The organism is Haloferax marinum, assembly GCF_009674625.1.
GTDB classification, from domain to species: domain Archaea; phylum Halobacteriota; class Halobacteria; order Halobacteriales; family Haloferacaceae; genus Haloferax; species Haloferax marinum.
The window spans coordinates 2,327,518-2,353,697 of sequence record NZ_WKJQ01000001.1 but is presented as its reverse complement, the minus strand read 5'-3'; the positions used below and the strand labels follow the sequence as shown (position 1 = coordinate 2,353,697).

The window sequence follows — 26,180 nt, the reverse complement described above, 5'->3', positions numbered from 1 at the left end:
TTGTTGTTGGTGTTTCTTCGAATCCATGTGTAATCTACAGGGCATCCAAATTGCCCCGTCACCCCTGACGGGGCTCAAAAACCACCCGATTGGCGTTCTGTCAGACGCATTGGTGCGACCAGGAGATTAGGATGGGTTATTACTTGCCGTTCTGGCCAAGATATCACATAATAATGTAATTCTGTCTGGTTTATTTCTGAACCCACAGGTATAGAAGGAATTATCACCGCAGAACGGGAGAGAAATTCATTATTTCATCCGCCAACGACCGAAGCTTCATTCACCTCTCACCGACCGCCGATTCATTCAATCCGTCGACAGTCACCGCACAGTTCACTCGGTTATACTACCTTTTAGACAAAAGCCACACTCAATCCTCCCTCGAATGGTTGCTCGTCACTGACGGGTCGAAAGCAGGAACAATCGACTATACACTCAGCGTCGACACAGACCTCGCACCTGCCATCGAAGCGTGGTGTCGCGAACTCGTTCCGAACTCGTTCGAAATCACAACCTCGAACACAGACCCACTCTCGCGACTCTCGCCTGCCGAACCCAATGCCGACCCAGACGACGAAGTCCTCGAACCGTATACACCACCACGGTACCGTGCAGTCGAGTTCGTGGGGCTCACAGACCGACGCGAAGACTGGCAAACCACACTCACTCCCTACGACGAATTTACTGACATACACACCAGCCTTCCACTCGCAACCGTGGTGAGTACACTCGCCAGCGCATCCATTCCGATGGCAGTTCAAATCCTCGTTACACCATACGAGGACTGGCGACACCATGCACTCGACCGAAAAGACCGACTCAAGCAAGGTCGCGACACGGCATCTCAGCGATTCTTCGAAGACTGGATTATGTCCACAGACCCTGAGAAGAACCTCTCAGATCCAGTCGTTCGCTCGCGATTGGACGCAATCGACCAGAAAGACGCACAACACTCGTTTTCGGTCACCGCCCGTGCAGTTGCGACCACGACCACCCCGAATGCGCAATTTCCCGAACTCACACCGGTCACGACTGCGTTCTCGCATCTCAATGGTGACCATTACCGAGTCGAGGGTCGGACATATCAAGGTGAACACGCCGAGTCAGTTTTCGAATCACTGCGAAATCGCGTCGCCATCGAACCCGAACACTCGGAACTCACCGCGAGACTTCCGTGGACAGAAAACGCCAGTCGCGCTCTCGTCATGGATGGGCGCGAACTCCCATTGCTGTGTCTGTTAGACGCAGCAGCGCTCCCGACCGAAGCACTACGCGCACTGGCACCACCATCGATGGACGAACACGGCCTGCCACGACCACCACGCGACCGACTTGAACGCCTTCGAACGCCTGGGTTCACACTCGGACACGCACAGACCGCTGATGGTGATGCAGAGCCCGTTCCTGTTTCACTTCCCCCATCACTCCAACAACTCCACGTTGGGTGGTTTGGTCGAACCGGCTCTGGGAAATCAACCAGTCTGATCACAGGTATCCTCGACAACTACGAAGCGACCGAGGGTGCGGATATCCTCATCGACCCAAAGGGCGATGGCATGGCCGACGACTACCTTCGTGCACATTATGCACGGTATGGATCGCTCGACGATGTCTACTACTTTGATTGCACAAAGACGCTCCCTGCGCTGTCGTTTTTCGATATTCGCGACCAACTCGATGCAGGTGTCGATCGAACCACAGCTGTCGAAGACATCGTAGACCACTACGTCGACATACTTATCGGTATCATGGGGCACGAACGCTTCGAGCAGGCCGTTCGCTCGCCTGACATCATCCGGTATGTCCTCAAAGCAATGTTCGACCCGGTACACGGCGAAGACGCCTTCACACACCGCGAGTTTCAGACGGCAGTTGCGAGATTACACGAGACACGCGACCCACCACCGGTCGTTGACGAAGATCTCCAGGCTATGCTCGCCGGTGTCGCCGCCAACTCGAAGCGGTCGTTCGACGAGCTCATGCAGGGGGTTGCAAATCGTATCGAGAAAGTCCCAGTCGACGCACGGCTCGGCCGGTTGTTTAATCACGTTCCCGATGAGGCGGGTGATGGTTCTCATTTCGACCTTCGAACGCTCATCGACGAAGACGCTGTCGTCATCATCGACACAGGTGGGCTGAGACCGGCTTCGAAGCGCGTCATCACACTCGTGATTCTGTCCGCGCTATGGACTGCGCTTCGCCGCCGAACTCAGCAAGGCGATGATGAGACAGACTACCCACTCGTCAATCTGTATCTCGAAGAAGCGTCACAGTTGTCGACGTCGTCGCTTCTGTCAAATCTACTTTCGCAGTCGCGGTCGTTCGGGCTTTCGGTCACACTGGCTATGCAGTTCCCCGCGCAGTTGCGTGAGGCCAATCCCGAAGCCTATCTCGAGGTCCTCAATAACGTCTCGACGATTGTCACAGGGAACGTTGCGGTCGACCCACATTTCAGCCGTCGGTTTGCAACAGCCGAGTTCCCTGTTGGAGAAGTTCAAACCCGACTGCGGACACTCCGCCGCGGGCAATGGCTTGCAACCCTTCCTGCAGAGTTCGGACAGGCAGAGCCACATCCGTTTGTCCTCCAGAGTACGCCCTTACCACGAGGCCATCCCGAGAGTGACGAGCCGCTCTCACCAGCTCGTGAGGCGTCCTACACAGCAGCGGTGGATATTCTCACGACACGGTCTGCACAAGCGTACGGTCTCGATGTCGCGAGTATCGGCAGTCGTTCGAAGCCACAACGAGCACACACGCCATTGGGGCACCGAGAGTCGTCACCACTCGATGGCTCGACATCGAAATCGCAGTCGACCGGTGAGGCTCAGTCACCAGAACGGATCACGACGAACACACCTTCAGACCCTTACCCAGAGCGCAACGCACCGTCCCCTGACGCCCGAATCAACTCTGCACTCCCATACACGACGCGACTCCCACCGATGGTCGTGTACGACCCTGAAGTGCACGCCGTCATCTGTGAGGAGTGTTCGACTCGATACGACCCCGCACTCACGGGCATCAAAAACGCCGTTGAGTGCTGTCACAGTCTCGACGATGTCGACCGCGACGATATCCCGATCTCACACCTTCCGCTCAAGCTCTCGCCTGTCGAACGCGGCAGTAGTGCCTTCACCGACGCACAACTCCGGTTCCTCCAAGCAGTCTACTCTGCACACCAGCGTCGCTTCGATCCCGAATACGAATACGACCTCTTGTACGATAGCATGGTCCGCCTGCAGGAGTACACTGGCGTTTCACAAAAGGAAGTTCACGAACTCGTTGATGGAGGCTCACTGGCTCTCGACTGTACGTATCCACACAAACTCTACACGGTCACCCCGAAGGGCCGACGTGCGATTGCTGTGCGCCATCGCGAGGGAGTTGCCCATGGCCATGGCCGCGGCGACCTGAGTGAGTCGAGTCTCCACGTCGTCATGGTCGAACTTGGCCGTCGGTATCTCGAACAAGAGTTTGTTGAGAGCGATGGCTCTGCTGCTGTCGAAGCCGTCTCGTACTACGAACACGAAGGCTCGCGCCTTGATGCTGTCTGTCTCAACGAAGATGGTGAGATCGTCGTCACGCTCGAAGCTGAGCGGGCGAATCACGATATCCTCACTGCCGTTCCCGAGGATTACGATAAGATGGCTGCCTGCGAACCCGAAGCGGCAATTTGGGTCGTCAAGAACCGAAAGGATGCACACGAGGTGCTGCGTGCATTGAACGATCCCAACGAGGGACATCCACGGGTCGAAAAGACGTACAGTTCGAACTCACCGCCGTCGTCGTTCAAGATTCACCAGCCTGGGTTTACAGAGATGCGCACGTTACAGGAACTCAGGGACTCGGCGTTAGGTGAGTGAGCGGGGACACGAGGTTCTGTTGAAGAACCATTTCTCGATGTATTTCAACCGACCTGCTGGTTAGAAAGTATGGTGAGACTGCTAAGCTGGAATCTGTTTCGAAGAATTCGGTTTCACCGGTAGTGGTGGGTAACAGCCAAAATGAGGCTATTCAAACTAAACATTCTCATGTGGGCGAATAACAAATGAAATAGACAATTCGGAAACATATATAGACAGACAAGACAATATTCTAAGATGAAAAAGAGACCTCTATTGTATTTGGTCGTCCTGGTACTGATTATCGGAGCGGGCTGTACAGGGACAACACCCCCAGATGAAACCCCTTCAGATGAAACACGGAACGCGGCAATCGACAATGTGGAATATGCAGAACAGACGCATCAGGGGTTTCAGAATCGCCATCAGAACATTAGTACGGAGATTTCTAACGCCCACAGTCGAGGTGTGAACACTACGTCTGCATCGACTGAGTTGGTTGAGGCTGCAACAGAGATACGTTCGGTAGAACAGCATATTGTGTCGGCAAAGAGCTATCTTGAACTGGGAGATGATGAGCGTGCACTGAATTCCAGCAAGCAGGCGATAAAACAGACTGAACGTGCAAATCAGAGCCTCAATGAGGCTGTAACTGAACTTGAGCTCGCATACGAAGTCGCAATACAAGATGCTGAACTGCAACTCCAAACTGCAAACCGTGAATACCAAACTGCAGTCATCTATATTGAATCAGCAAACCGCGCCGGTGGGTCGACAGAAGATCTCGAAGTGCAGGCAACAAAAACTCGCGACCAGCTTCAGTCAGGTGTTGATGCAGTAACCAGTCCCCGACCAAATCCCGGTCAAGCGAGACAGGATGCAGCGGATGTTACTCGCATGTCTCGAAAAATACAGACAGCTGCAACCACGTCAGCGAAGCGAGGGATTGCAGAAGCAGAAATCCAGGCACTATCAGACCGAGTCTCTGATCCACTTGCTAACGACCGGCTCGAGGCAGCGAGAGAAGCGGCAGCACGAGCGCAGTTTGAGCAGGTTGAACACGAGTTACTGTTGGCTCAACATGCTGAACAAGTCGCACAGTACGAGCAGTTCGTACAAACCGTTGAACGTCAGGATGGCGTCACCCTTCTGTCTGTCCAAGCACACGCACAGCGTGCCCGGGAGACGATACGCGATGGTGAACTCCCAGAACGAGAGCTGGAAGACCTCAACAGCGAAGTTGAGAACACACGCCGATGTTTGCTCAGTATGAGGGGCGCTCAGAACGAGATTCTGAAGACTGAGCACGCATCGACATGGTTGGTGAAGGCGGATACAACTGCTGCGAGTCAAAAGGTCAGTACCGCAGGACAGGCTCTTTCAAACGGGGAGTATACCGCGTCCTGTGAAAATGCGGCCTTGGCACAAGAACTGGCGATAGAGGAACGCTCGCGAGTACAGCAGAAAATCAACTCAAATGCATTTGTTCGCGTTACCGATTTTCTTCATGACACGCTCCAGCAAGTTGGGCTGACCGGCTCTCCGGACCCTGAATCTGTCTCTATGGACGTCCCTTCGCCAGATGAAATTGAGGTCCACCATACCGAGATTACCTACAACCCACCGAGCAATCCAGATATCAAGCCACTTGACTTCAGCAACGTCCAGATTCCGAAGATCGACGTGCCACCGAGACAAGTCGGTGACCAGCCATCCCAACAGCAAGAAGTTGATTTTGAGCTGGAAGTCGAGAATCCGGAGTATTGTGGCTCGACCTGTCGATTTGCCACAGGTACGATTACCAATGTCGGAACAGAACCGGCACACGACGTCACGGTGACATTGGAGGTGTACACGGGTGGCGAACTAATTTGGCCAAACGACCCATCGGAGGGAACTCGATCATTAGGCACCCTTAAGCCAGGCGAAGAACGGACTCTTTCCGAAAGGATAGACGTCACTATCGGAGATGGAGTAAAGGCGAGAAGTAATGGTCAAGTCGAAATCAGATTTATAATCGAGTCTGAGGAGTATACCAAAACTATCAACGAAACACGAACACTTTAGCAACGAATCTCACTCAAGTAATCCACTGGAGTGACTGGAGTCCACTTCACTGCTTTCACAGGGTAAAGTACCGGTCAGTGAGACATCGCCGACAAGCACGGCACCACACATCGTATTCTCGCCGTGAACCCCACAGTAATACTGGTACACCCCGGGCTGAGTAAACGTATATGAGACAGATTCGCCCGCCAGAACCTCCATATTGAAATTCCACGGCTCTGCGTTGTCATGGAACTGAGTGCTTGTGACTGTGTGCGAGAAACTATCTCTGTTCACCCACTGGACCGTTGTTCCTGGCTCAACAGCCAGTATTGGCGGTTCGAATGCCAAATCACCCATCTCAACCACGGGAGCAGTTGACACACTCTCTTCCACCGTGGACGACTCTGTTGTCTGAGCTGTACCATCTGCCGTGGTTTCGGTTCCGAGACTCGTGAGGGAGTATTCCTGTAGAAGACCAATCAGTATACTCCAGATTTGGTCGCCAGTATTCACGCCCGTGAGAAATTCAAGGACGGCAACGACGAGCTCTAATCCCCAAATAATGAGTTTGAATGTTTCAATGATACCGAAGGCTTGAGCTGCGGTTTCTTGTCTTTCTGTCTCTAGCTCAAGCTCGTAAACGTCCGGTTCGATCTGCTTCGCTCTTTTCACGCGCGGATGGGATGCTGCCAACTGACGTTCTCGATCTGGGGTTTCCAATGACCGTAGCTGTGGGGCTACTAGCTGTCGTTCAGTGTTTGATTGCTGGCTTGTGCTCGTCACAGTCGCTTCGAGCGTTTCCACTTCGAGTTTGTATCGTCGCACGCTTCCATCCTCTTCTGTTATGAAATACGTGTTTCCGCCCGAATGGAGTTGGATAGTGGCTTCTTTTCCATCGCGACTGAGGAGGTCTATCTCACGGTTAGATTTGACTGTCGCAGATTCGACGCCAAGAGCGTTTATTCGAGCTTTAAATTCTTGTTCGGTCAGCACTCCCTCACTATCTGGAAGGTCATCTGTACACCCTGCAAGTGCGATAGTGCCACAGAGATACAGGAACGACCGACGTTGCACTTTTCCGTTCGTCATATACGGCCATATGTTGTTCAGACATACAAATCAAATTTTCTACACATATATGTTGAAAAGATATTCAGAATCGCCGTAACATACTTGCCTCAACGAGGATAGAGAAATCGTCGTTACGCTCGAAGGCGAACGTTCGAGCCACGACGTTCTGACTGCTGTTCCCGGGAACTACGAGAAGATGGAAGCGACGCTCACGAGGTGTTGGGCGCGCTCAATGAACCCAACGAGGGACATTCGAGGGTTGAGAAGACGTACAGTTCGAACTCACCGCCGTCGTCGTTCAAGATTCACCAGCCTGGGTTTACAGAGATGCGGACGTTACAGGAATTGCAAAAGTAAGAAAGCACAACTGTCACGCGTTGTACTCATCCCAAACCTCGCCCATCCGTTTGTAGACCCACGGTGCAACGACGTCCGATACAACGCGCAATAAGTCACCTGGATACTCCTTGTTTACGGCGTCATCATGCCCCGCAGTTGGTGGTTCGTGGAAATGGTCACGGATGTAGTCATCGCTGTCGTGTCTGTCCCAACGACACATCCATTGCTCACCGTGGTGTGATTCGATGTACGTAATGTGGAAGTCACCGTTGGTGTATGACTGTACCTCAATGTAGGCTTCTGAGATATTGGCATCTGGATAGTATTCATCGAGAAGCGAAACTACGAGCGAATCAGGGCGATTCGAAGGGAACACCGAGACGGTAGCCACCCAGGTTTCGGCACTGAGAACCGATGCCAGTTCTCGAAGTAGCGCGCGATTCGGTGTTCGTTTTGTACGGTCGGTGTCCACGTTTAGACGAGACCTTCTCCTGGTGAGGTATCGTGCTTTGCCTGGCGAAGCGCTCGAATCTCTGTTCGAATCGCCTCCCAGTTGGAGATATCAAGCCAGACCTGTTCTGAGTCTCCATAGTCGTGATACTCTAGTGGGTCAAGGTTGTCTGGGCTGTCGACTCCGTACGTCTCGCGGTAGCCCTCATCTTCTGAGAGGAGTTCGCCAAGGCGTCGCTTATACTCACGCTCACTCAACTCCATGAGACGGTTCTTTCTTCTCCACGCGAAGTATGACTCGTTTCGCTCGAACGTCGCAGGATTCTCGGTGACCTTCGTCAACACCCCAATGTCTGCGAGCCGGTTGAGATGCCGTCGTGCAGCATTCTTTGAACACTCTGCCCGCGCTGCAATATCAGAAACACGCGTTGGGTCGGTCAACTCAAGCGCCACCCGATAGACCCGCTCGTCCGCTGGAGCGTTATCCAGACGCTCACCGAGCGCTGCTGAGAAATCTTCAGGTGGTGGGCCACGACGTGCGTTCTCTGTCATGCGCATCAATATGTGTTTGTGCGCAATATAATTACTGCTCGGGGAATATACTACACATTCCGGGAGCGTCGACACGTCTGTACAAACCGGGTGGGACTGAAAGGGGCCGCGGCGAGCGCGAAGACGGCCGACCGTAGCACCGCAGGCCGGAGACCGAGGAGCACACGGAGACCCTTGAGTGGTCGCCGCGGTGGCTTTTAGCTGAGACGACGCACCTCACTCTGAACCCGACGTACACGCCACGTGTCCGTGACTACGACCGGAACCACCCAAACAGCGACCACCCACTGCCATCTTCCTCATCTCTATCTGCCAGTTGAGCTTCCAATTCACGTCGCCGTTCGCGTTCGTCTTCTAACTCCCCTTGTAACCGCTCGTTCTCAGCAATCACCGATTCCAGATGTGTCTGGAGGTCTTTGAGCCGTTCGAGGTGTTCCGTATTCTGTGCTGGTGACTCAACTGGTGCGACGGTGTGGTCCCGCTCGGGCCGATTGGCTCCAGTTCTCACGTTGGCAGATGTGTTATCTCCTTCACCGCGTCGTGACTCATTCTGTCGCGTCGTCGACCGACGCACGGCACTCGACCATTGCGATGGGTCGTAATATTCGGTCGTCCCTGTAATTGCTCGTTCAATAGTTTTCTCACCGTAGGTCGAGCCATCCGAGAAATGAACGTCGTCCCATTTGTCTCGATACAGCCCTGAGTTTCGAAACACGCGGTCCATCTGTGCTGCATCGCCCCCAGTCCAAAAGGCGAGCATTGAGCACAGCGCCATGTCGGCTTCTGAGTGACTGTCGTACGCGCTCGTGTCGCCTTTCCATAGGTGACTGAATTTTAGTCCGTTCGCCGCGTTCGACGCCCGCTCAATGACGTCTTCGTCTGTCAGGTCGTTGCCCGTGGGTGCGATGTCTTCGCCGGGTGTCTGCGTCACCCTTGTCGTCGTCTCGGGTGGTTCGTTGGTCGCCACGTTGTCTGGTGTCTCGAAGTACGCACTGTGTATCGCGGTGAGTTCGTCTGTCCGGTCAACCACGTCGAGAGGTGTGTCGTCGACGTGATCACCCGTCACGGTGAAGAAGCGTGAGTGTGCGTAGAGTTCAAGATTGCCTGTCCGGTTCCCGGTTGGGGGGAGCTCTCCTCGGACGATGATGTGGTAGCCCGTTCCCGAGGGGCTGACCTCTGTGTAGGAGTCCAGACGGTCGATGATCATCTGTGCCCAGTTTTCTGTCCCACCCGTCTCGCTGTTGCGACACTTGTCGAGGTCGACGCCCACGTAGGGGTCGTCTTCGGTGAATACAAATCCCACACCATCCGCTGGCCCGTTGCGTGCATAGGCGAGCGCCTCGTCGAAGTCTGTCCACGTCGTGGCGTCAGTTGCCGAAGCATAGCCACCGTTCACGTCCAGTGGAACCTTCGTTTCATCTCCGCCTCGTGTCTGTTTGCGCCACCCCACCCACTGGGCTCGGTCACAGAGGTCATCCGGGAGTGTGTTTCGTGTTGGGAGTGGTGGCGTCATCGCTTGTGCTGGTGTCTGGCGTGGGGGGTCGTAGGTGTTTCGTGCTCCTACACCCTCGCGCATTTTTGGCCGGGTTTCTACACCCTTCACACGAGAGTGTATTCACAGTCACACCCGCTACACCCACAGATATCAGGGGTGTACACACACGCCTGTTTCCCGCAAGGGTGTACGCGAGTGTGACGCGTCGTGGGTGTAGAATCATCTTCTCGGTCTCGTCGGTCACCCTGTTCACACCGCATCGATTCTCGTGCGTTCACGTCTCAGTAGCCCTCATACCCGCGTTATCACGTTGTGACCGACTTCCAATATTTCGATGCTCCCGCCGTATATCCGGTTCGCGACAGCGATCTCCTTTCTCGCATCCCCTGTACATCCCATTGTACAGGGTGTGTATCGCCTGTTTCCGGTTTCGTCGAATGGCCCGCTTTGCACACACATCAATGCCTGTGCACTCCTCTTTTCGGCCCTCGTTTCACTGATGACGACCACGCTCACACCCCCACGTTGACGGCGCTCTCGCCCGCTTTCGAGTGTTGCTCTCGACCAGAAGGATAGGTGTCGACGGTGGGGGTCTCTCCAGTACCCATGCGATGGTTGTTCTATGGTGGGTCAGCGATCGTGACCGGGTGTGTTATTGCGGGAGTTCGTGTGGGTGTACTCCAAGTCGCTCTCTAACCGAGGCCTGACCTGGTAAGCAATCTCACCGATTCTTCGCTGCACCTGGTTCGGTGAGTTCGAAGTCGTCGTAGTAGTACGACTGCTCGACGCCGTAATTCACACTGTTGACGATGACTTCGAGGAACTGCGCACTGGGCGCAGTGACATTGTAACCACGCTCGTCGAGGACGAGTGTGTTGTTGATGCGCCACTTTACTGCCGCTCCCTCGTTGATCTGCTGGAGCTGGCATTCTACGTCGACCCAGCCACCTTCGTCGGGATCGATGCCGAGTTTCTTCGAGAGAGGGATGTCGACCCACTCCCCAACGACCGTCCCCTCAGAGTCAGTTCGGTAGACGAACGAACGGAACTTTGCTTCGTCCGTGTCGCTGGCGTCGCTGTCGACGTACGCCATAATCGGGTAAGCACTGATGTTTCCGTCAGCGGTTCCGAGCACGGGCCAGACACCTGTTTGTTGCTCGACGCCGTCGGTTTCCCAGTCCGGGTCGATGTAGAATCGATACGAGAGACGCGACCCGGTCCCCGCATTCCAGTACGTGCCGTTGGCGTCCTGGTACTTCTTACCCTGGTATGCGTAGAAGCCTGTGATGTCACCTGTCTCGTCGATGTCGATTCGAAGCCGTCCCTGGTCTGTCGTCCACGCTGTTGGCTCGGTCCGATCTGTGACCCAGCCTGCGCTCGGCGGAGTGTTTGCCTCTGCGTCTGCGGCTGTACTGAAGTCGAGGCTGAATCGAGCGTTTGGGCTAGCAGCGAGCGCTGACGTTGCTGAGAACGGAACAACTGCTGCACCGAGTGCGATTCCACCGAGCTTGAGAATTCTTCGCCGTGTTGGATTGTTCGAACCCATATCAATCAATCAACATATAAACAGATAAAGTTCCATGAGAGAAGACTGTCAGTTTGTCAAGGATATCGGTTAGCGTCCACAGTTATCCCCACGGATGAAAATTAGTCGTCAATGACCAAGCACACGCACTGACCGGCGAGCGACTTCCAATAAACGTGAGGATACGATGACCCCTGTACGTTCAAGACGCACGAAAACCGAGTAGACGTAATGTCGTCGCTCGATGTCGTGACGGTCGGCAGTGCTGTCATAGATCACATCTATTCTCTCTCGAACCTGCCGAAACCCGACGGCGGTGCATTCGCCCGTGAACACACGACCGATGTGGGTGGTGTCGCTGCAAACGTAGCGTCTGGACTCGCTGAATTTGGGAACAAGACAGGGGTAATCTCACGTATCGGGAGAGACGTCGCCGCCGAAATCGAGACTGACCTCCAAGCACGCGATATTGACTGCACCCGAATCCAAATCGGGTCCGAAGAATCATCGTACACGTTGATTCTGCGGGGGCCAGACGGAGAACGAATGATTGTCGCTGGCGGCCAGAGCGTGCCAAACCTTCGCCTCGACGAGCGCGATATCGAGTATGCGAGTGATGCCAGTGTCGTATTCACCAGTGCCTACGCTCCCGACGAAGCGGTCTTGAGGCTCGTGACCGCTCGTGAACGTGGTGAGATTTCGACACTCGTATTCGACCTCGCTGGGCCGCTTTCGGAACTTGAAGGGCGGGGGACAGCACCCGAAACGATCGACCGACTGCTCTCTGTCGTCGATTTATTCGTAGTCGGCGAGGTCGCTGCGCGCTCGTATTTCGGTGGCGGCCCCGACGAGGTCATCGCAACGCTCACCCAACGAGGGGTCTCACGTGCTGCGCTTACACAGGGGAGCGATGGGGCACTCCTTCTCGAGGGTGACACAGTTCACGAGATTCCCGCCTTCGATGTCGATGTGAACGATACGACCGGCGCCGGCGACACCTTCACGGCGGGGCTCATCCATACATGGTTACTCGGTGACTATTCAACACGGGACGCCGGACGGTTTGCCGCAGCCACGGCCGCACTCAACTGTACTGCGATGGGTGCACGTGGATATCTCCCATCCAAATCCGATGTTCGGGAGTTCGTGGAGACGCACTAAGGGAGAAAATGGGTTCTATCGAACGGACTCGACAAGACGCTCGACTGCCGCTTCGTCGACGGGATTCGTCGTCTTGCCACCGTGTTTGAGAGCGGTTCCGACGATTGCGCCATCGGCGACTGAGAGCAGGTCAGGTGCTGTTTCGGGCGTAACACCGCTTCCAATCAAGACAGGAATGTCGAGACCGCGAGCATCGCGAGAGTCAACCACCTGCTCAAGCGTGGTTGTATCGACCGCTTCGCCGGTGCCAGTCCCGCTCACGATGATTCCGTCGGCACCCCCACGCTCGACGAGTTCGCCAACCACCTCGTCGTGTGACCGTTCAGCGAGTGGTGCGGAGTGTTTCACGTCGATGTCAGCAAGAATGGCAACGTCGGCATCGAGCCGCTCACGGAGTCGCAAGGTTTGGTGGGCCATTCCCTCGATGAGGCCCTGATCAGTAAGACGAGCACCAGTATGGACATTCACACGGACAAATGTGCCACCCGTCGCAGCGGCAATCCCGAGTGCACTTTGGACGTCGTTCCGGAGGATGTTCACACCGAACGGGATCGAGACGTGCTCACGAAGGGTTGCAGCAAGTGCTGCGACATCAGCGACGACGTGTCGAGGCACACGGTCTGGATAGAAGGGTGCATCACCGAAGTTTTCGAGCATGATCCCATCGACACCGCCCGACTCGAGTGCTGCCGCGTCCTCACGAAGTCGCGTGCGAAGTTCGCGTCGGTCTCCGTCGAATCCAGGGGCACCTGGGAGGGGCGGTAAATGTACCATCCCGATAATGGGGGAGTCCGTGCTGAAGATATCCATATGCTGCGTGACCATCCCAGAGACTTAATCGTACAGATGTGCTCACACGACCGTGATGGCTCGACGAGCACGCTGCGTCTCACCGGCTAAGGAGAACCCGGTTTACACTGAGAGGAGTGGTCGAGAATACTGCCCTCACAATTCCTCGCTCGTGTCGGGAGTGGGGGGTGAGTCGGGTTACTGGAGAGCTGCTGCCAGTTCGTGTGACCAATCGAGCAGTCGTTCGTCGGCGCCGAAGGGTGCGACACATTGCACACCCAGAGGGAGTCCGTCGTCGGTGGTCGTCCCGGGGAGTGCAATCGTCGGAAGCCCAGAATGCGTCCACGGGAGGTTCATGGCCGGGTCACCAGTCGTCTCGATGCCCGCTGGTGCGGCACCCGGTGCTGACGGTGCGACCCAGAGGTCGATTCCAGCGTCGACCATCGTCTCTTCGAGTCGTTCACGCAGTTCGATTCGCCCCTGTCTCCCACGCGCAATCTCCTTCGTCGGAACCGCCTGTCCCTCTTCGATGAGGGACCGCGTCGTTTCAGAGTATTCCTCTGCGAAAGTGTCGTACCACGCTTCGTGTGCAATCGCGAGTTCAGCAGCGTTCAGTCGCTCGTGACGCTCGTTTATCTCCTCGATATCCTCGAGTGTCGGCACACGCACGAGCTCGAAGCCTGCGTCTCGAAGCGCGTCGAGATGTGTTTCGAACCCACGGCGCCCCTCGGCACTGACCTGATCGAGATACGGACCTGCAGGCACCCCCAGAACTGGTTTCTCTCGTTGTGACGGCAGGTGACGCCAGTCATCACAGAGGCATGCTGCTGCGAGTTCTGCACCTTCTGTGTCCTGTGTGAAGAGGCCGACGTGATCGACCGACTCGGAGAACTGAATCATCCCCGACGGTGGGATGCGGTCGAAGGTTGGTTTGAACCCAACGACACCACAGAACGCTGCGGGTCTGATGACCGACCCGACAGTCTGTGACCCGAATGCGAACGGGCAGAGACCCGCCGCGACTGCGGCAGCCGACCCACTGCTTGACCCACCTGGCGTGTGGGCAGTGTTGTGTGGGTTTCGAGTCGGGCCGGGTTCGAAGTAGGCAAACTCCGTCGTGACGGTCTTTCCAATGACAAGCGCACCGGCGGCTTGCATTCGTTGGACTGCTTCTCCCTGTTGTTCGGTCAAGACGGCTGGCGGAAGTGTCGACCCTGCACGTGTCGGGAGCCCATCCACGTGGAAGATGTCTTTCACACCGATGGGAACGCCGTAGAGTGGCGGTCGGTCTGCGGGGTTCGGAAACCGTGCTTCGAGGGCTGCCGCGTCAGCCAACACCCGTTCCCAGCGTCCATCTTCCGACACGAATGCGTGTATCTGCGGTTCGACTCTCCCTGTACGTTCCCGGAGTTCATCGACATACGCAGTGGGACTCAACCGGTCGTCTCTAAGAGCCGCAATCGAATCGGCGAGCCGTTCGTCGTGGAGCACGATAGTGACGGTTCGGGGCCGAAGGTGAAATCATGTGGTGGTCGTGGTAGCACGCTCAGTGTCCTCACGGAAACATCAGTTCTGTAAGGGACGTCTCACCCGGGCATGTAAACGCGGGGCGACCGGATTCCGAGCCGTTCACTCCCGCTCAGCAAGCCGGGATTCCAGCGCCTCAGTCACGACGGGCACGAACACCGCGTGCTCCGAAAGCGCCTTCCGAAGCGCCTCGTAGTACGCACCCGTATCACCAGCAGTAAAGCGATAGTCAGCCGCCCAAATCGTCCGTCCGCGTCCGAAGTCACCCGGAGGCACCTCGTCCGACCCACTCGTGAAGTCCACGAGGGCATCGACGAGACGCTCTCGAAGCGCCGCATAGGGTGAGTCACCCGAGAAGTCGGCGTCGCCGTGGACGCCATCCTCTAAGTGCAACTCCAGTCGGAGGTGGCCACGTTCGAGCGCCCGCGAATCGGGGTAGTGCTCGAAGTGGAGGTCGAATCCCTGACTCCGTCCGATATCCCACGCCTGTGGCATCACACGACCCCACGGCTTGCCGGAGTCGAGGTGCTCCCACGTCTGGGGGCCTTCGGGCGGGTACGCACGGAGGTAGTCGGCCCACTCGTACTGCAGGACTTCACGAGCCAGTTTCGCGACGGCGTCGCGCGTCGCGTCTACCTGCATCTCGTACTCCAGGTAGAAGCTCGATTCGTCGACCGCGTTGGGACCGTTCATAACATCATGCTAGTCGCCCACACGGATAAGTGTTTGACACGAACGGGACAGTCCACAGCGAGCGTCACCATTCACTCTCGTCTGCGGACCGCCCAGCGGACACCGAGCGCGACGACGACGATGGCCACGGCGAGCACACCGACGACTTCCACGCCGTATCCGACGCCCAACGGTCCGTCGGGAGTCTGCTCGGGGCCGGGCTGTTCGTCCACGTTCGAGTCGTCCGTTCCGAACTTCGAGGCTCCTTCTTTGACGGTCACGTCGAACGATTGGTCGTCGACGGTGAGCGTGTACTCACCGGGGGAGTCGAGTCGTTGCTGGAACGTCACGGTTTCTCGCTCACCAGCAGAGACCGAGACCGTTCGGGTCACGGTGTCGCCACCGACCACGCCGAACTGGACAGTCGTCTCTGCATCGCGCTCACCAGTGTTTCGGAGCGTCGCGATGAGCGTGACGCTCTCGCCCGGACCGATCGTCGTCGCGTCGGCGGTCACGTCCGTCAGTTGGATGCTGTTGCTGTTCGTGGTCGCGCCACGAACCGTCACGTCCACACGCTCGCCACCGAGCTCGACGGTGTAGGTGCCGGGTGTCTCGTATCGGTAGTCGAACGAGACGGCTTTCGTCTCGCCAGGGGCGAGTGACACGGACTGGTTGGACACGGCGTCGCCGTCGACGCGCATGGTGACCGTGACAGTCCCGTTAGCGTGGCCGGTGTTGGTCACGTCGGCGGTCATCGTCGTCGGCTCACCGACGGTCACGTCCGAGACGGCCGCGACGTTCGACACGCTCGCGACGGGGTGGCTGATGCCGAGTGCGAAGTACGACGTTCCCGGTGCAGTCGCGTGCAGCAGGTACTGTGTTTCGTCGTCGGTCACCGTCGACCCGAGGCGCTCCCACGACCCGTCGTGGTATCGGTAGACGGCGACGTTCTCGGCAGTCGTCCCGCGGGCGTCGATATCGGCCTTCGACAGCGCGAGGTCCACGGTGACCGTGTCGAGTGACCGGTTCATCTTCTCGTCACCGGTGATATCCAGGTACAACGGGACGTCGTCAGTGTCGTCGATGGAGTCGACACCCTCCGGTCTCTGGGTGAACGACCGCACGTCGAGCGAGTACGACGTGTCCCGAGAGACGGTGACCGAAACCGTGCCCCGTTCGATGCCGACGTCGCCGGTCACCGACGATGGGAGGACGAACTCGACTGGTTCTCCTGCCTCGGCGCGGGTCACGTCGTACCGAACGTGCGACGTCGTCACGTCTGTCGACTCGATTCTGGTCGATGGCTCGATGTAACTCCCTCCACTCCCACCGGAGCTTCCACCGCCCGAACTTCCTCCACCTGAGCTACGTGGTTTCTGCTCCGGCGTTGGCTCCGGTGTCGGCGTTGGCGTTGGAGTTGGCGTTGGGGTCGGTGTTGGAGTTGGCGTTGGGGTCGGTGTTGGAGTTGGCGTTGGGGTCGGCGTCGCTGTCGGGGTTGGCGTCGGTGTTGGTGTTGGTGTTGGTGTTGGTGTTGGCTCCGGTGTCGGGGTTGGAGTTGGTGTCGGTGTTGGGGTTGGAGTTGGTGTCGGTGTCGGGGTTGGAGTTGGTGTCGGCGTCGGTGTTGGCGTTGGTGTCGGCGTCGGTGTTGGCGTTGGGGTTGGCGTCGCTGTCGGAGTCGGAGTTGGCGTCGGCGTCGCTGTCGGCGTTGGTGTTGGCGTCGGTGTCGGCGTTGGCGTTGGAGTTGGTGTTGGAGTTGGCGTTGGTGTCGGTGTCGGGGTTGGAGTTGGCGTTGGCGTTGGGGTCGGCGTTGGGGTTGGCGTCGGGGTCGGCGTTGGAGTTGGCGTTGGCGTCGGTGTTGGAGTTGGCACCTCACACGGTCCCGACTCGATGGTGAGTTTCGTGTTCATGTCGAGTGTGACGGTGCTCTCGTTCCCGTGGACCAATCGGAATTCAGTAATCCGGTTGTCGCCTCCGCTCCGTGGCCAGTCACCCCAGTGGGCCGCGTTTTCGTTGAACCCGGGTGTAATCGTCACTGTCTCACCCGACTGGAGATTCTCGAGTCCGCGGTACGCACCGCCATCGGTTCGGTTCTGTGCCCACTTCCAGTCGATGGTCGCACTCGACCCACCGAGCACCCAGTCGTCGTCTTGCGTCCCACCGCCGTAGTAGTCGTCCTGGACGGCCCACTCACCCGAAGGCAGGCCACGGATATCCATCGTCACCGTACTGGCGTATGGTTGGTCACCGAGTTTGTCGTGGAGGAAGACGAGGCTGACGCCCTGTGAGCCGTGGTAGAAGAAGATGTTACTCACTTGGTTCTCTTGGAGGTACGTCGTCCCGTACGACGAGAACGTCCCTCTCGTCGACGTCTCGTTGTTTCGGTAGTCGTAGAACCGTTCCACGCTGGTCGACCCGTCACCGAGCGCTTCGACGGTGTAGCACATCCCGCCTTGGCTGACCGCGAAGACCGGCGTCTCGCTCGACTGGGCGACAGCAACACCCATCGTCATCGTCGGGAAGACGACCGCGAGAGCCACCACCACGACGACCAGGCGGTTCAGGGCGTCCATCAGCTCACCTCTGCTGTCGAACGGCGTGGCGACTGACTACGCGACCGTCTCACGTTGCTGAGCCAGTTCGAACCGGAAAACAAAGTACGGAAAGTGGAGGGGGGAATCATATCGTCGATATATTCGAAGGACGCGTTCGGGGACGTTCGTTATACACAAAATACCGCCAGACGTCCAGTGCAGACCACCCTCCAGACACGACAGTATCTGTACGCAGTCCGTGGGTGTAGCCACTCGAAACGTCGAATTCACCAAGCACACGTACTGAGTCGACTGCATCGAGAGCCAAGTCGACACCTGCGAAGAAATCTCGACATCCCAAAAGACCTCTCGAGGAAGGCCGACACAACCTCCAGTGAGACGAGACGTTGTGTCTGGCCAAACAGTAGTACACCGAACCGTGAACTCCACACAGCACTGACGTTCATCAGTAGCAGAACGTCGCCGTTCGATTTGGGAGACCCCGGGACGATCTGAGTCGACGCGTCGAGTGTTTAATGATAACTAACAGAGCGTGTCACTGCGGCGCAACAGTTCGCTTCTGTGGTAGCTGTCGGGTTTGTGAAATTCTACCGGACCAACTGAACCGAGAATCACGAAATATCAGTTGGGAAGAACTTAATTCGGTTAGACGACGGCCAACGAGGCGTACGAACATCCGATACACTGGACGTGACCTCGACGTCACCTCGTCACGCAGTTAGCACGATGCCGAGTGCGTCGGAGACGGCATCCGTACGACTGTACGAGCACGTGGTGCCACCCAGAGAGACGAATTGTGTCAGCCCTTAACACAGTCGTCGGAGTCCAACCCAAGCCTCCTGAAACCAGACCCCGTTGCGAGACGGAGCACAGGGAGGAGAGTCAGCGCACTCAGGAAGCACCGGTCGGTTCCACCGAGGGTTCATCGGTACAGTGACGTCCGAACGTCGACGGGCCCAAACGTGCCCATCGTCCGAAAAGCGGTCAGGATGGATCAGTGCTTGTGGGGGAGGGGAACACCAAACCCAATGAATCCCTGACCATGTGAACGTCAGAACTGTCGGTAATAAAACATTCGGAGCGAGGAGTTCTGGGCAGGGGCAACACGGTCGCGTGTCGACAGATTGGAAGACGAAGACCCCGTGCCGATAGTGATATCGTATCAATGGGCTTGCACGGGCCGTCTTCCACCACTCACTTAGACAAGAGTATTGTATTTTGTTGGGACGGCGGCAATATTCGGTACGTGATTCCAAAGTGGCTGAGAAGAAGTGAGGCGGGGGTAGGTAAAACACTTGTATGGCCGTTACACCCACTCCTCGGTCGGTCGATTTCGCCCGTCGACACGGAAACACATTTGTGATGCGACACGAATAGAGACGTCGTGGAGAACGTGCCTCGCTGTGCATACGAACACGTATGCAGTTACGACGAACGAGACGGCACAGATGCGGGCGACCACCCGACAGTGTGGAACTGTCCACATCCAGCGAGTGCCGAGCGGGAGTACTGTCAATTTCACGCACCGATCGACGAGAAGCGGGCCGACGAAACGGCCGCAGCACTCGTCGAGGTAATCAACGACCCGGAGCGGCCCTCGACGTTCGTCGGAGCACAGTTCGAATCGCTGGACGTCGCAGGCGAGATTCTCGGTGGTGACGAGACCATCGACCTCCGTGACGTCATCGTCCGTCAGGATATCGACCTCCGCGACGCGACACTCGAGCCCACGCTTCGACTCGACGCCGCGTCGGTTGGCGGTGGACTGTTCATGCACCGACTCGACGCCAGTGCGGACGTCTCGTGTCCGCAGGTGCAAACGGGTGGTGATTGGGTGCTCTCTGAAGCGACGCTCGACGGCCGACTCGACGGAGTTGGCCTCAACGTGAGTTCGCTCGTTGCGAGGCGAGCGCACGTCGAGGGAGACGTCTCACTCAGGAAGGGAACTGTCGACGACCAGGTCGGGCTCTCTCAAGCCAATTTCGGAGGCACTGTCCGTCTCACACACACTCGTGTCGGTGGTCGACTCGATCTCGGGGCGACAGTGTACGACGGCCGGCTGTCGGTCTCTCATTGCACCGTCGATGGCGACGTGAGTCTTCAGGACGCGACGGTCGAAGACGGTCTCGTGCTCGAACACCTCCGAGTGAAAGGCGAGTTCGACGCGAGGCACCTAGACGTCGTCGGCGGTGTGGACGCGAGGAGTAGCCAGTTCGACGGCGAAGTGGATTTCACCGAACTGACGACCACTGCCGGCCCGGTCGACTGTTCGTACGCGAGGTTCGACGCACCGGTGTACATCGATTCGGCGACGGTAGACAGCACACGGTTGTCGTTCCAGAACGCGCAGTTCGACGGTGGGACCGTCTCGTTCGTCCGAACCGCCATCTCGGGGACAGTCTCGTTCTCGGGTGCGAGATTCACACCGAGTGCACCGTTCCGACTGGTCGAGACCACAGTCGGCGGATCGGTCGTCTGCAAGCACACGTCCTTCGGCAGCGAGGTGTACTGGACCGGCGTACAGGTACACGGCAACGTCGACGTCTCTGACTGTACGATTACGGCCCTCGAGTTCGGTGTCGAAATCGATGGCGGACTCGACTTCGCGTACACCTACGTCTCCGAAACGGCCGGATTCACCGAAACCGTCGTCCGGGGGGCCGCCCGCTTTACCAGCGCTCGCTTCGACACCGAACCGACGCTTTCCGACGCGACACTCGAAGGTGCCGTCGCGACGTACGATTTGTCCGTCGAAGCACTCGACTCCACGTGAGTCCACCTGTCGTGGTCGGCGAGCGGTTCCGTGAGGGAAAGAACCAAACGTCCCACCGGCAAACTACGAGTGCGTGTCAGAAACCACTGGAGAGGTAACTCCGCAGATTCTCGCCTACGGACCGCCCCCCGACGGAACAGCGAGTCTCGACAGTGACGTCGACGTTCGATACTTCAGTTCGAACCACGAGGTGGTCGAGGCCATGGCACCGCAGGTGCCACAGTTGTTCATCTGTCTTCACGCACCGCCGAGGTACGACGGCATCGCGACTGTGAAGGCCGTGAGAAGATTCGACGCCTCCGTTCCGGTCGTCTTAGCGACCAACCTGCAATCGACGATGGTCAACCTCCAAGCGATACAGACGAAGGTGACGTGGAGTGTCGAACTCCCCACAGGGAAACCTGCGAAAGACGGACTGTTCGACGTCGTGAGAGACGCCAGCGAGTGGCTCGAAACCCAACAACAGTGAGTTCTGTCGGCTGACCTGAAGTACTGTTACGTCCAAAGGTATAACACTAATACAGCAGTCACATCAAGGCCGAATAGACGTGATACCGAGTAGTTCCCCACATCCCCTACCGAAACGGTTCGGTCCCTCACTTTTTGGATGGAGACTCCTTGTTACCCCACCCGAAGTGTACAAGATGGTTGACACCAAACGGTAAGATAACGCCGCCGACGATGATTCGATGAAACGAACGCTGTGGCACGCCGGAGTGGTATTCGTCGCTCTCGGGATGATGTTCGCCATCGTTCCGACGGGGAGCTACAGCACTATCGCGGGGGACCGTTCTGTGAGTGTCTCCGTCGCAGCGGACGAAGACGCGCTCGTCGCGCTCGAAGGTCCAGATACGCTCGTCACTCGGTCCAACGATTCGACCGTGACGTTGCGGAACAATCTCGAGTCTGCGGCGTTGGTTCGATTCAATGTGACCGTCGGGACGAAATCGTTGACTGTAGACCCAAGTTCGTCTTCTGGGGTACAGATACCCAGTCGTGGTGGAGAGACCATCACGGTCAGTTGTGCCAACAAACCCGGAAGCTCGAACGCGACACTCGCTGTCTCGGTCGTGGCAGAAACCGCGGGTGCGACGGTCTCGAACGCGACGTTGGAGACAGACGTTGTGTACGACTGCTCGCGCAGAACTGGCACCGGGAGCAACGGTGGCGCCAACAACAGCGCCGCCAACAACAGCGCCGGCGGCGGTAGCAGTGGAACACAGGGGCCACCGAACGGAACCGGGCAACCAGCAAACGTTGGCACAGGCTACTAATCGGACTGAGACAACGCGCCTTACAGGAACCGACGCTTGAGTCGTTCGACGACGGAGATATTTCGACCGCTCGTCCGCATCCGCACGGGACTCACTCCAAGTGTGACGACACCGAGAACCAGCGCGCCCGTGACCAAGATGAGATCGATGCCGAAGATTGCAACCCACGGGTGGATGTCGTGTAGTCCGAGGATGAGTGACTGTGGCAACAGCGGAACGTACCGATGTTCGGTGAACTCTCGAGTATAGGCACCCGTCTCTTTCGGCGCACGAATCGTGAGCGTCGTCGTGGCATCTTCTCGACTGGCGACGACGAAGACGTTCTGTCCGAACGTGAGGTCTGGGTGTGCCGGCTCGACCACAGTCATCATCGGGATGAGACCCTCGTTGGTCACGGTGTAGTCGACCGTCGCCGACTCACCGGGACCGACGACGAGGGGGTTCTCGGTCGGCGATTGCGAACTGACGATATCGACTGCCGTCGTCCCAGACCCGAGAACCATACTTATCGTCGCAGGTGCGGAGACGAGGACGACGAGGACGAGTAGTACGACGCCTACTGAGAGGTAGTTTGGACGACGACGACTTCTCGTCGCAGGCTGACGCTTGGTTCCGAGGACGTCCACGAGGAGACTCGAGACGATGAGTAACCCACCGATTCCGACGAGGAGAGCCGGTGAGAACTCACCCCGAACGAGGGATTCGAGCCCAGGAATACCAGCAAAGACACCGAAGACAGCACCGACAGCACCCTGGAGAGCTTGTACGCCGGTTCCGAGGCCAGGAACGACGACGACCTCTCCGTTCAGGAGGAGTGCTTCGGCGACGATTTGGGATTCTCTGACCGGTGGTTCGACGTTGTCTTGGTCAGTAAACGGGTTGGCGTCTCCACGGGTGATGTACCCCTCGGGAGTGTGTCTCACCACACGATGGGTCGTCAATCCTCCACCGTGGAGTTCCTCGGCCCGAAAGACGACGACGTCGCCAGCTTCTGGTGAGTTGGTCAGCACCGCCGGTACAGCGACGAACCCATCGCCGGACTCTATGGTCGGTGCCATGCTCCCAGTCTCGACGTACCCGAGAAGTATTGGCTGTCCCAGTGCCTGACCAAACAGAAGTGCAACGACGGCTACGAGGAGAAACCCCACCACTGCGTATTCGACGAACTCCGAGAGCTTCACGCGTTGGTGAACGTTTCGTTGGTCGTCGTGATAAAATGCAACGTCAGACCGAGTTCGCGTTCGGTGAGGGTTTCTGTGGGTGTAGTTACCCAGTGAGGGATGTTGACAGAGCGACACTACCGTGCACACAGCGTTCTCTGACAAAATCGATAGACTGCACCCACGTGGGCTCGCTGGAAAGGCGGGCTTGAACGAGACAGGTACTGCAGCAACTGTATTCAAGCACAGGAATACAAAGTGGGTAGGGTTCTACGGGTAGCATACCGACACACGACGTTGTGTCACGGAGAAAACAAGATGGCAATCAATCGACGTAACATACTACTCGGGCTCGGAGCGATTGTTGGTGGCGGCGGCGCACTCATCGGGACGGGTGCGTTCAGTACTGTGAGTGCCGCGCGGACAGTCAGTGTAAGTACAGCGGGCGACGCAAGTGCGTACATCGGCATCGATGGAGATGGCGACTACGTCACGGATATGGCCAATCAGTCAGGGGGGAGTAACGAACTCACCATCGACCTTGGAGGTCCGTCGGCAGGGTTCAACGACGACGCGATTACGGTAGTCAACGGTGTACTCACGATTACCAACAACGCTGCAGACGGGACTAACGCGTTGGTCGGCCTCTCGACCTCGGGAGTGAGCGAAACGCCTAGCGATGGAAGCGGAAGCGCGACGATTACACTTACCGACGATTCCGACAATCTCGCTGAAGTGACGTTCGAGATACCCAACGGCCCGGTCGAACTCGAATCGACCCTCACCGCGAGCGACCCCTCCACAGCCACAACGGACGTCAACGTCACTGTCGACACGTCGATAACCAGTGGAACTGCCGTAAGCAACCCCGAACTCACTATCGTCGCAACTGAGCCACAGTAGTACACACTGGAGTATTCGAACGACACGCAACCGATTACAGTCAATATGAGTACAACGCAATGAAACGACGAAACGTCCTCACCGCAATTGGAACACTCTCTCTCGGAGTCGGGACAGCACTCGGAATGGGCGCCGTAGACGTCGTCTCGAGCAACAGCGACGGGAGTTTCCGCGTCGTCTCACCGGGAGCAGACGTTCGAATCGACCCTGCGGATTCGGTGGGGGCGGACGTCGTCAAGAACGGGACCATCGACTTCGCGACGCTCGAACCGAACGACCTCCCCGTGGCAACAGTAAGTGGAAACGGCGGGCAGATGGTCACGATACAGGTCGCGGTCACGGCGACGCAGGACCACGATTTCGGTGACATCCTCAAAATCACGAACAACAGCACCGACAGCACGGGGTACGACGTTGGGTTTACCTACACGGGATTCGGTGCTGCTGTCGACGACGGAAGTATCCCGAAGACGGACGTCGTCCAGGCGTTCCAGTTCACACACGGGGCGTCGACGACGAAGACCGTCTCCTCCGACTGGGGTGATGCACAGTACGACCCGATGAACTACGTCTCGGTCGAAGCAGGAACCTCGGAGACGGTGGGTCTGAAAGTCCTACAGACAGATAGTATCGCGAACTTCGTCTCCGGGTCGTTCACCGGCGACAGCGAGAACGCCGTCCTCATCGACGAAGTGACCGCAGTCGCAAACCAACAGTAGCACTCCACCAACTCCCAATCTCGGTGCCCACATGCCTACACGTCGTCAAACACTCTTCGCAATGGGCAATCTCTTCGTCGTCGGTGGTATCGCTGGGGAAGGGGCAGCGGGGGTCGTGCAGTCGTCTTCAGACGCGTCGTTCCGCGTCGTCGACACGGGCGGTGGCGACATCGAGTTGACCCCGGTGAACGACCCACCAGTTCACGTCCAAACGGACACAGACGGGAGCGTGAGTGCCATCACACCGGGTGGTGGAAACGGCGGCCTCAACACGCGTGCAGTGACGCGCTTCGAAGACATCGTCCTCCTCACAAACGTATCGACAGAGGCTCTCTCGGGAGTCTACTTCTCGTTCGAGGCGACGAGTGACAGTCTCTCAGCAGAGACACTCGGCGCAGTCGAGGCAGCACTGCAGGTGACCACAGCGGACGAGACACTCGATTCGACGGGGACGTCCGGGGAGAATCTCCTTGCCGTGAGTCTTGCAGACTCTGTCGCCGATAGCGTCCTCGAACCCGGCGAGGCGGTTCCATTTGGACTACAGGTCGATCTTGTCCCGACTGGAGAAGGCCAGACGCTCGAAAACCTCCCAAACCCCGACGACTACAACGTGACACTTCGAATCCATACGGAGTGGCCCGATTCGTAACCATCACACACGGACAGAGTGTCGTCCGTGCGAGAAAATATATACACCCAGATAATACACTCAAATGACAAATGGGTAAGAGCGGTGCAGGGGGGTTGCTCAGGAGAGACACACCCACAGAGGAGGGGAGTCTTCCGAAAGACGAAATCTTCGACCTCATGAGCAACCACCGACGACGGTACATCATCCACCACTGCAAACGGGAGAACGAACCGATCACACTCTCGGACCTCGCCGAACAGGTTGCTGCGTGGGAGAAAGACAAAACGATCGACGAACTCGGGTCGGCGGAGCGAAAGACAGTGTACACCTCACTCCAGCAGACGCATCTCCCCCGACTCGAGCGTGCTGGTATCATCACCTACGACGACGGAGAAGTCGAACTGACAGAACGAACCGAGCGACTCGATATCTACCTCGACATCGTGCCGGAGAACTCGATTCCGTGGGGCGTGTACTACCTCGGACTCTCGCTTCTGTCGTGTGTCGTGGTCGCTGGACTTTGGGCGGGCGTCCTTCCGACCGGCGCGATTCCAGCGTTGACCTATCCGACAGTAATCGTCGCGGCGTTCACCGTGTCCGCGACGTATCACTCACTGACCAATCGCCGATATCGGTTCGAGAACTTCGACCAACCACCGTGAAAAGCGGGTTGTGAGAGAGCCACCGTGAAAAGTG

19 protein-coding genes are annotated in these 26,180 nt (G+C 57.4%); 10 read left to right on the top strand and 9 right to left on the bottom strand.

All coding sequences use genetic code 11. The features are described from left to right. The first annotated feature begins 389 nt into the window (after positions 1 to 389). A complete protein-coding gene (locus GJR99_RS11840; protein WP_195759445.1) occupies positions 390 to 3,863 on the top strand; it encodes a type IV secretory system conjugative DNA transfer family protein in 3,474 nt (1,157 codons plus the stop codon). 237 nt (positions 3,864 to 4,100) lie between these two features. Beyond that, positions 4,101 to 5,909, top strand: coding sequence for a COG1361 family protein (locus GJR99_RS11835; protein ID WP_151112396.1), 1,809 nt, complete (start codon positions 4,101 to 4,103; stop codon positions 5,907 to 5,909). A 9-nt stretch (positions 5,910 to 5,918) separates the two neighbouring features. On the opposite strand, the gene GJR99_RS11830 is transcribed toward GJR99_RS11835, so the two are convergent. From GJR99_RS11830 to GJR99_RS11810, 4 genes are all read right to left on the bottom strand, one after another. Further along, entirely contained in the window at positions 5,919 to 6,980 is a 1,062-nt protein-coding gene (locus tag GJR99_RS11830; protein WP_151112394.1) for a cupredoxin domain-containing protein, read from the bottom strand. 795 nt (positions 6,981 to 7,775) lie between these two features. Beyond that, positions 7,776 to 8,303 carry a DUF7342 family protein gene (locus GJR99_RS11820; RefSeq protein WP_225317625.1) on the bottom strand — a complete coding sequence of 176 codons (528 nt, stop codon included), beginning with the start codon at positions 8,301 to 8,303 and terminating at the stop codon, positions 7,776 to 7,778. Positions 8,304 to 8,556: 253 nt separating this feature from the next. Then, positions 8,557 to 9,816 carry a phage NrS-1 polymerase family protein gene (locus GJR99_RS11815; RefSeq protein WP_151113949.1) on the bottom strand — a complete coding sequence of 420 codons (1,260 nt, stop codon included), beginning with the start codon at positions 9,814 to 9,816 and terminating at the stop codon, positions 8,557 to 8,559. Positions 9,817 to 10,519: 703 nt separating this feature from the next. Continuing rightward, entirely contained in the window at positions 10,520 to 11,344 is an 825-nt protein-coding gene (locus GJR99_RS11810; RefSeq protein ID WP_191967117.1) for a hypothetical protein, read from the bottom strand. A 210-nt stretch (positions 11,345 to 11,554) separates the two neighbouring features. Between GJR99_RS11810 and GJR99_RS11805 the strand changes: the two genes are divergently transcribed. Continuing rightward, positions 11,555 to 12,484, top strand: a complete 930-nt coding sequence (locus GJR99_RS11805; RefSeq protein WP_151112390.1) for a carbohydrate kinase family protein — start codon at positions 11,555 to 11,557, stop codon at positions 12,482 to 12,484. A 15-nt stretch (positions 12,485 to 12,499) separates the two neighbouring features. Here GJR99_RS11805 and GJR99_RS11800 read toward each other — a convergent pair whose 3' ends face one another. From GJR99_RS11800 to GJR99_RS11785, 4 genes are all read right to left on the bottom strand, one after another. Further along, the gene (locus GJR99_RS11800; protein WP_151112388.1) at positions 12,500 to 13,294 is read right to left on the bottom strand and encodes a BtpA/SgcQ family protein; all 795 of its coding nucleotides are present in this window, start codon (positions 13,292 to 13,294) and stop codon (positions 12,500 to 12,502) included. A gap of 177 nt (positions 13,295 to 13,471) precedes the next feature. Continuing rightward, complete coding sequence (locus tag GJR99_RS11795; protein WP_225317624.1) at positions 13,472 to 14,764, bottom strand: amidase; 1,293 nt, start codon at positions 14,762 to 14,764, stop codon at positions 13,472 to 13,474. 138 nt (positions 14,765 to 14,902) lie between these two features. Beyond that, a complete protein-coding gene (locus GJR99_RS11790) occupies positions 14,903 to 15,493 on the bottom strand; it encodes an acetyltransferase (RefSeq protein WP_151112384.1) in 591 nt (196 codons plus the stop codon). Between the two features lie 71 nt (positions 15,494 to 15,564). Continuing rightward, entirely contained in the window at positions 15,565 to 18,042 is a 2,478-nt protein-coding gene (locus GJR99_RS11785) for a CARDB domain-containing protein (RefSeq protein WP_191967116.1), read from the bottom strand. A 1,366-nt stretch (positions 18,043 to 19,408) separates the two neighbouring features. Here GJR99_RS11785 and GJR99_RS11780 point away from each other — a divergent pair. From GJR99_RS11780 to GJR99_RS11770, 3 genes are all read left to right on the top strand, one after another. Next, the gene (locus GJR99_RS11780) at positions 19,409 to 20,797 is read left to right on the top strand and encodes a hypothetical protein (protein WP_151112382.1); all 1,389 of its coding nucleotides are present in this window, start codon (positions 19,409 to 19,411) and stop codon (positions 20,795 to 20,797) included. A 73-nt stretch (positions 20,798 to 20,870) separates the two neighbouring features. Beyond that, complete coding sequence (locus GJR99_RS11775) at positions 20,871 to 21,266, top strand: histidine kinase (protein WP_151112380.1); 396 nt, start codon at positions 20,871 to 20,873, stop codon at positions 21,264 to 21,266. A gap of 220 nt (positions 21,267 to 21,486) precedes the next feature. Further along, positions 21,487 to 22,071: a hypothetical protein gene (locus GJR99_RS11770; protein ID WP_151112378.1), complete on the top strand. Its 585-nt coding sequence runs from the start codon at positions 21,487 to 21,489 to the stop codon at positions 22,069 to 22,071. Between the two features lie 20 nt (positions 22,072 to 22,091). Here GJR99_RS11770 and GJR99_RS11765 read toward each other — a convergent pair whose 3' ends face one another. Continuing rightward, the gene (locus GJR99_RS11765; RefSeq protein WP_225317663.1) at positions 22,092 to 23,219 is read right to left on the bottom strand and encodes a signal peptidase I; all 1,128 of its coding nucleotides are present in this window, start codon (positions 23,217 to 23,219) and stop codon (positions 22,092 to 22,094) included. A 330-nt stretch (positions 23,220 to 23,549) separates the two neighbouring features. Here GJR99_RS11765 and GJR99_RS11760 point away from each other — a divergent pair, with 330 nt between their 5' ends. From GJR99_RS11760 to GJR99_RS11745, 4 genes are all read left to right on the top strand, one after another. Beyond that, positions 23,550 to 24,134, top strand: a complete 585-nt coding sequence (locus GJR99_RS11760) for a hypothetical protein (protein ID WP_151112374.1) — start codon at positions 23,550 to 23,552, stop codon at positions 24,132 to 24,134. A 59-nt stretch (positions 24,135 to 24,193) separates the two neighbouring features. Next, positions 24,194 to 24,853: a hypothetical protein gene (locus GJR99_RS11755; RefSeq protein WP_151112372.1), complete on the top strand. Its 660-nt coding sequence runs from the start codon at positions 24,194 to 24,196 to the stop codon at positions 24,851 to 24,853. Positions 24,854 to 24,914: 61 nt separating this feature from the next. Further along, positions 24,915 to 25,502, top strand: coding sequence for a hypothetical protein (locus GJR99_RS11750; protein ID WP_225317623.1), 588 nt, complete (start codon positions 24,915 to 24,917; stop codon positions 25,500 to 25,502). 71 nt (positions 25,503 to 25,573) lie between these two features. Then, positions 25,574 to 26,146: a DUF7344 domain-containing protein gene (locus tag GJR99_RS11745; RefSeq protein ID WP_151112368.1), complete on the top strand. Its 573-nt coding sequence runs from the start codon at positions 25,574 to 25,576 to the stop codon at positions 26,144 to 26,146. Positions 26,147 to 26,180 lie beyond the last annotated feature (34 nt).

Coding starts and splice junctions, on each gene's coding strand:
- GJR99_RS11835 (WP_151112396.1), top strand. CDS start 4,101: ATGAAAAAGAGACCTCTATTGTATTTGGTCGTCCTGGTACTGATTATC.
- GJR99_RS11760 (WP_151112374.1), top strand. CDS start 23,550: ATGGCAATCAATCGACGTAACATACTACTCGGGCTCGGAGCGATTGTT.
- GJR99_RS11785 (WP_191967116.1), bottom strand. CDS start 18,042: ATGGACGCCCTGAACCGCCTGGTCGTCGTGGTGGTGGCTCTCGCGGTC.
- GJR99_RS11770 (WP_151112378.1), top strand. CDS start 21,487: ATGAAACGAACGCTGTGGCACGCCGGAGTGGTATTCGTCGCTCTCGGG.
- GJR99_RS11790 (WP_151112384.1), bottom strand. CDS start 15,493: ATGAACGGTCCCAACGCGGTCGACGAATCGAGCTTCTACCTGGAGTAC.
- GJR99_RS11820 (WP_225317625.1), bottom strand. CDS start 8,303: ATGACAGAGAACGCACGTCGTGGCCCACCACCTGAAGATTTCTCAGCA.
- GJR99_RS11810 (WP_191967117.1), bottom strand. CDS start 11,344: ATGGGTTCGAACAATCCAACACGGCGAAGAATTCTCAAGCTCGGTGGA.
- GJR99_RS11750 (WP_225317623.1), top strand. CDS start 24,915: ATGGGCAATCTCTTCGTCGTCGGTGGTATCGCTGGGGAAGGGGCAGCG.
- GJR99_RS11745 (WP_151112368.1), top strand. CDS start 25,574: ATGGGTAAGAGCGGTGCAGGGGGGTTGCTCAGGAGAGACACACCCACA.
- GJR99_RS11755 (WP_151112372.1), top strand. CDS start 24,194: ATGAAACGACGAAACGTCCTCACCGCAATTGGAACACTCTCTCTCGGA.
- GJR99_RS11800 (WP_151112388.1), bottom strand. CDS start 13,294: ATGGATATCTTCAGCACGGACTCCCCCATTATCGGGATGGTACATTTA.
- GJR99_RS11830 (WP_151112394.1), bottom strand. CDS start 6,980: ATGACGAACGGAAAAGTGCAACGTCGGTCGTTCCTGTATCTCTGTGGC.
- GJR99_RS11805 (WP_151112390.1), top strand. CDS start 11,555: ATGTCGTCGCTCGATGTCGTGACGGTCGGCAGTGCTGTCATAGATCAC.
- GJR99_RS11815 (WP_151113949.1), bottom strand. CDS start 9,816: ATGACGCCACCACTCCCAACACGAAACACACTCCCGGATGACCTCTGT.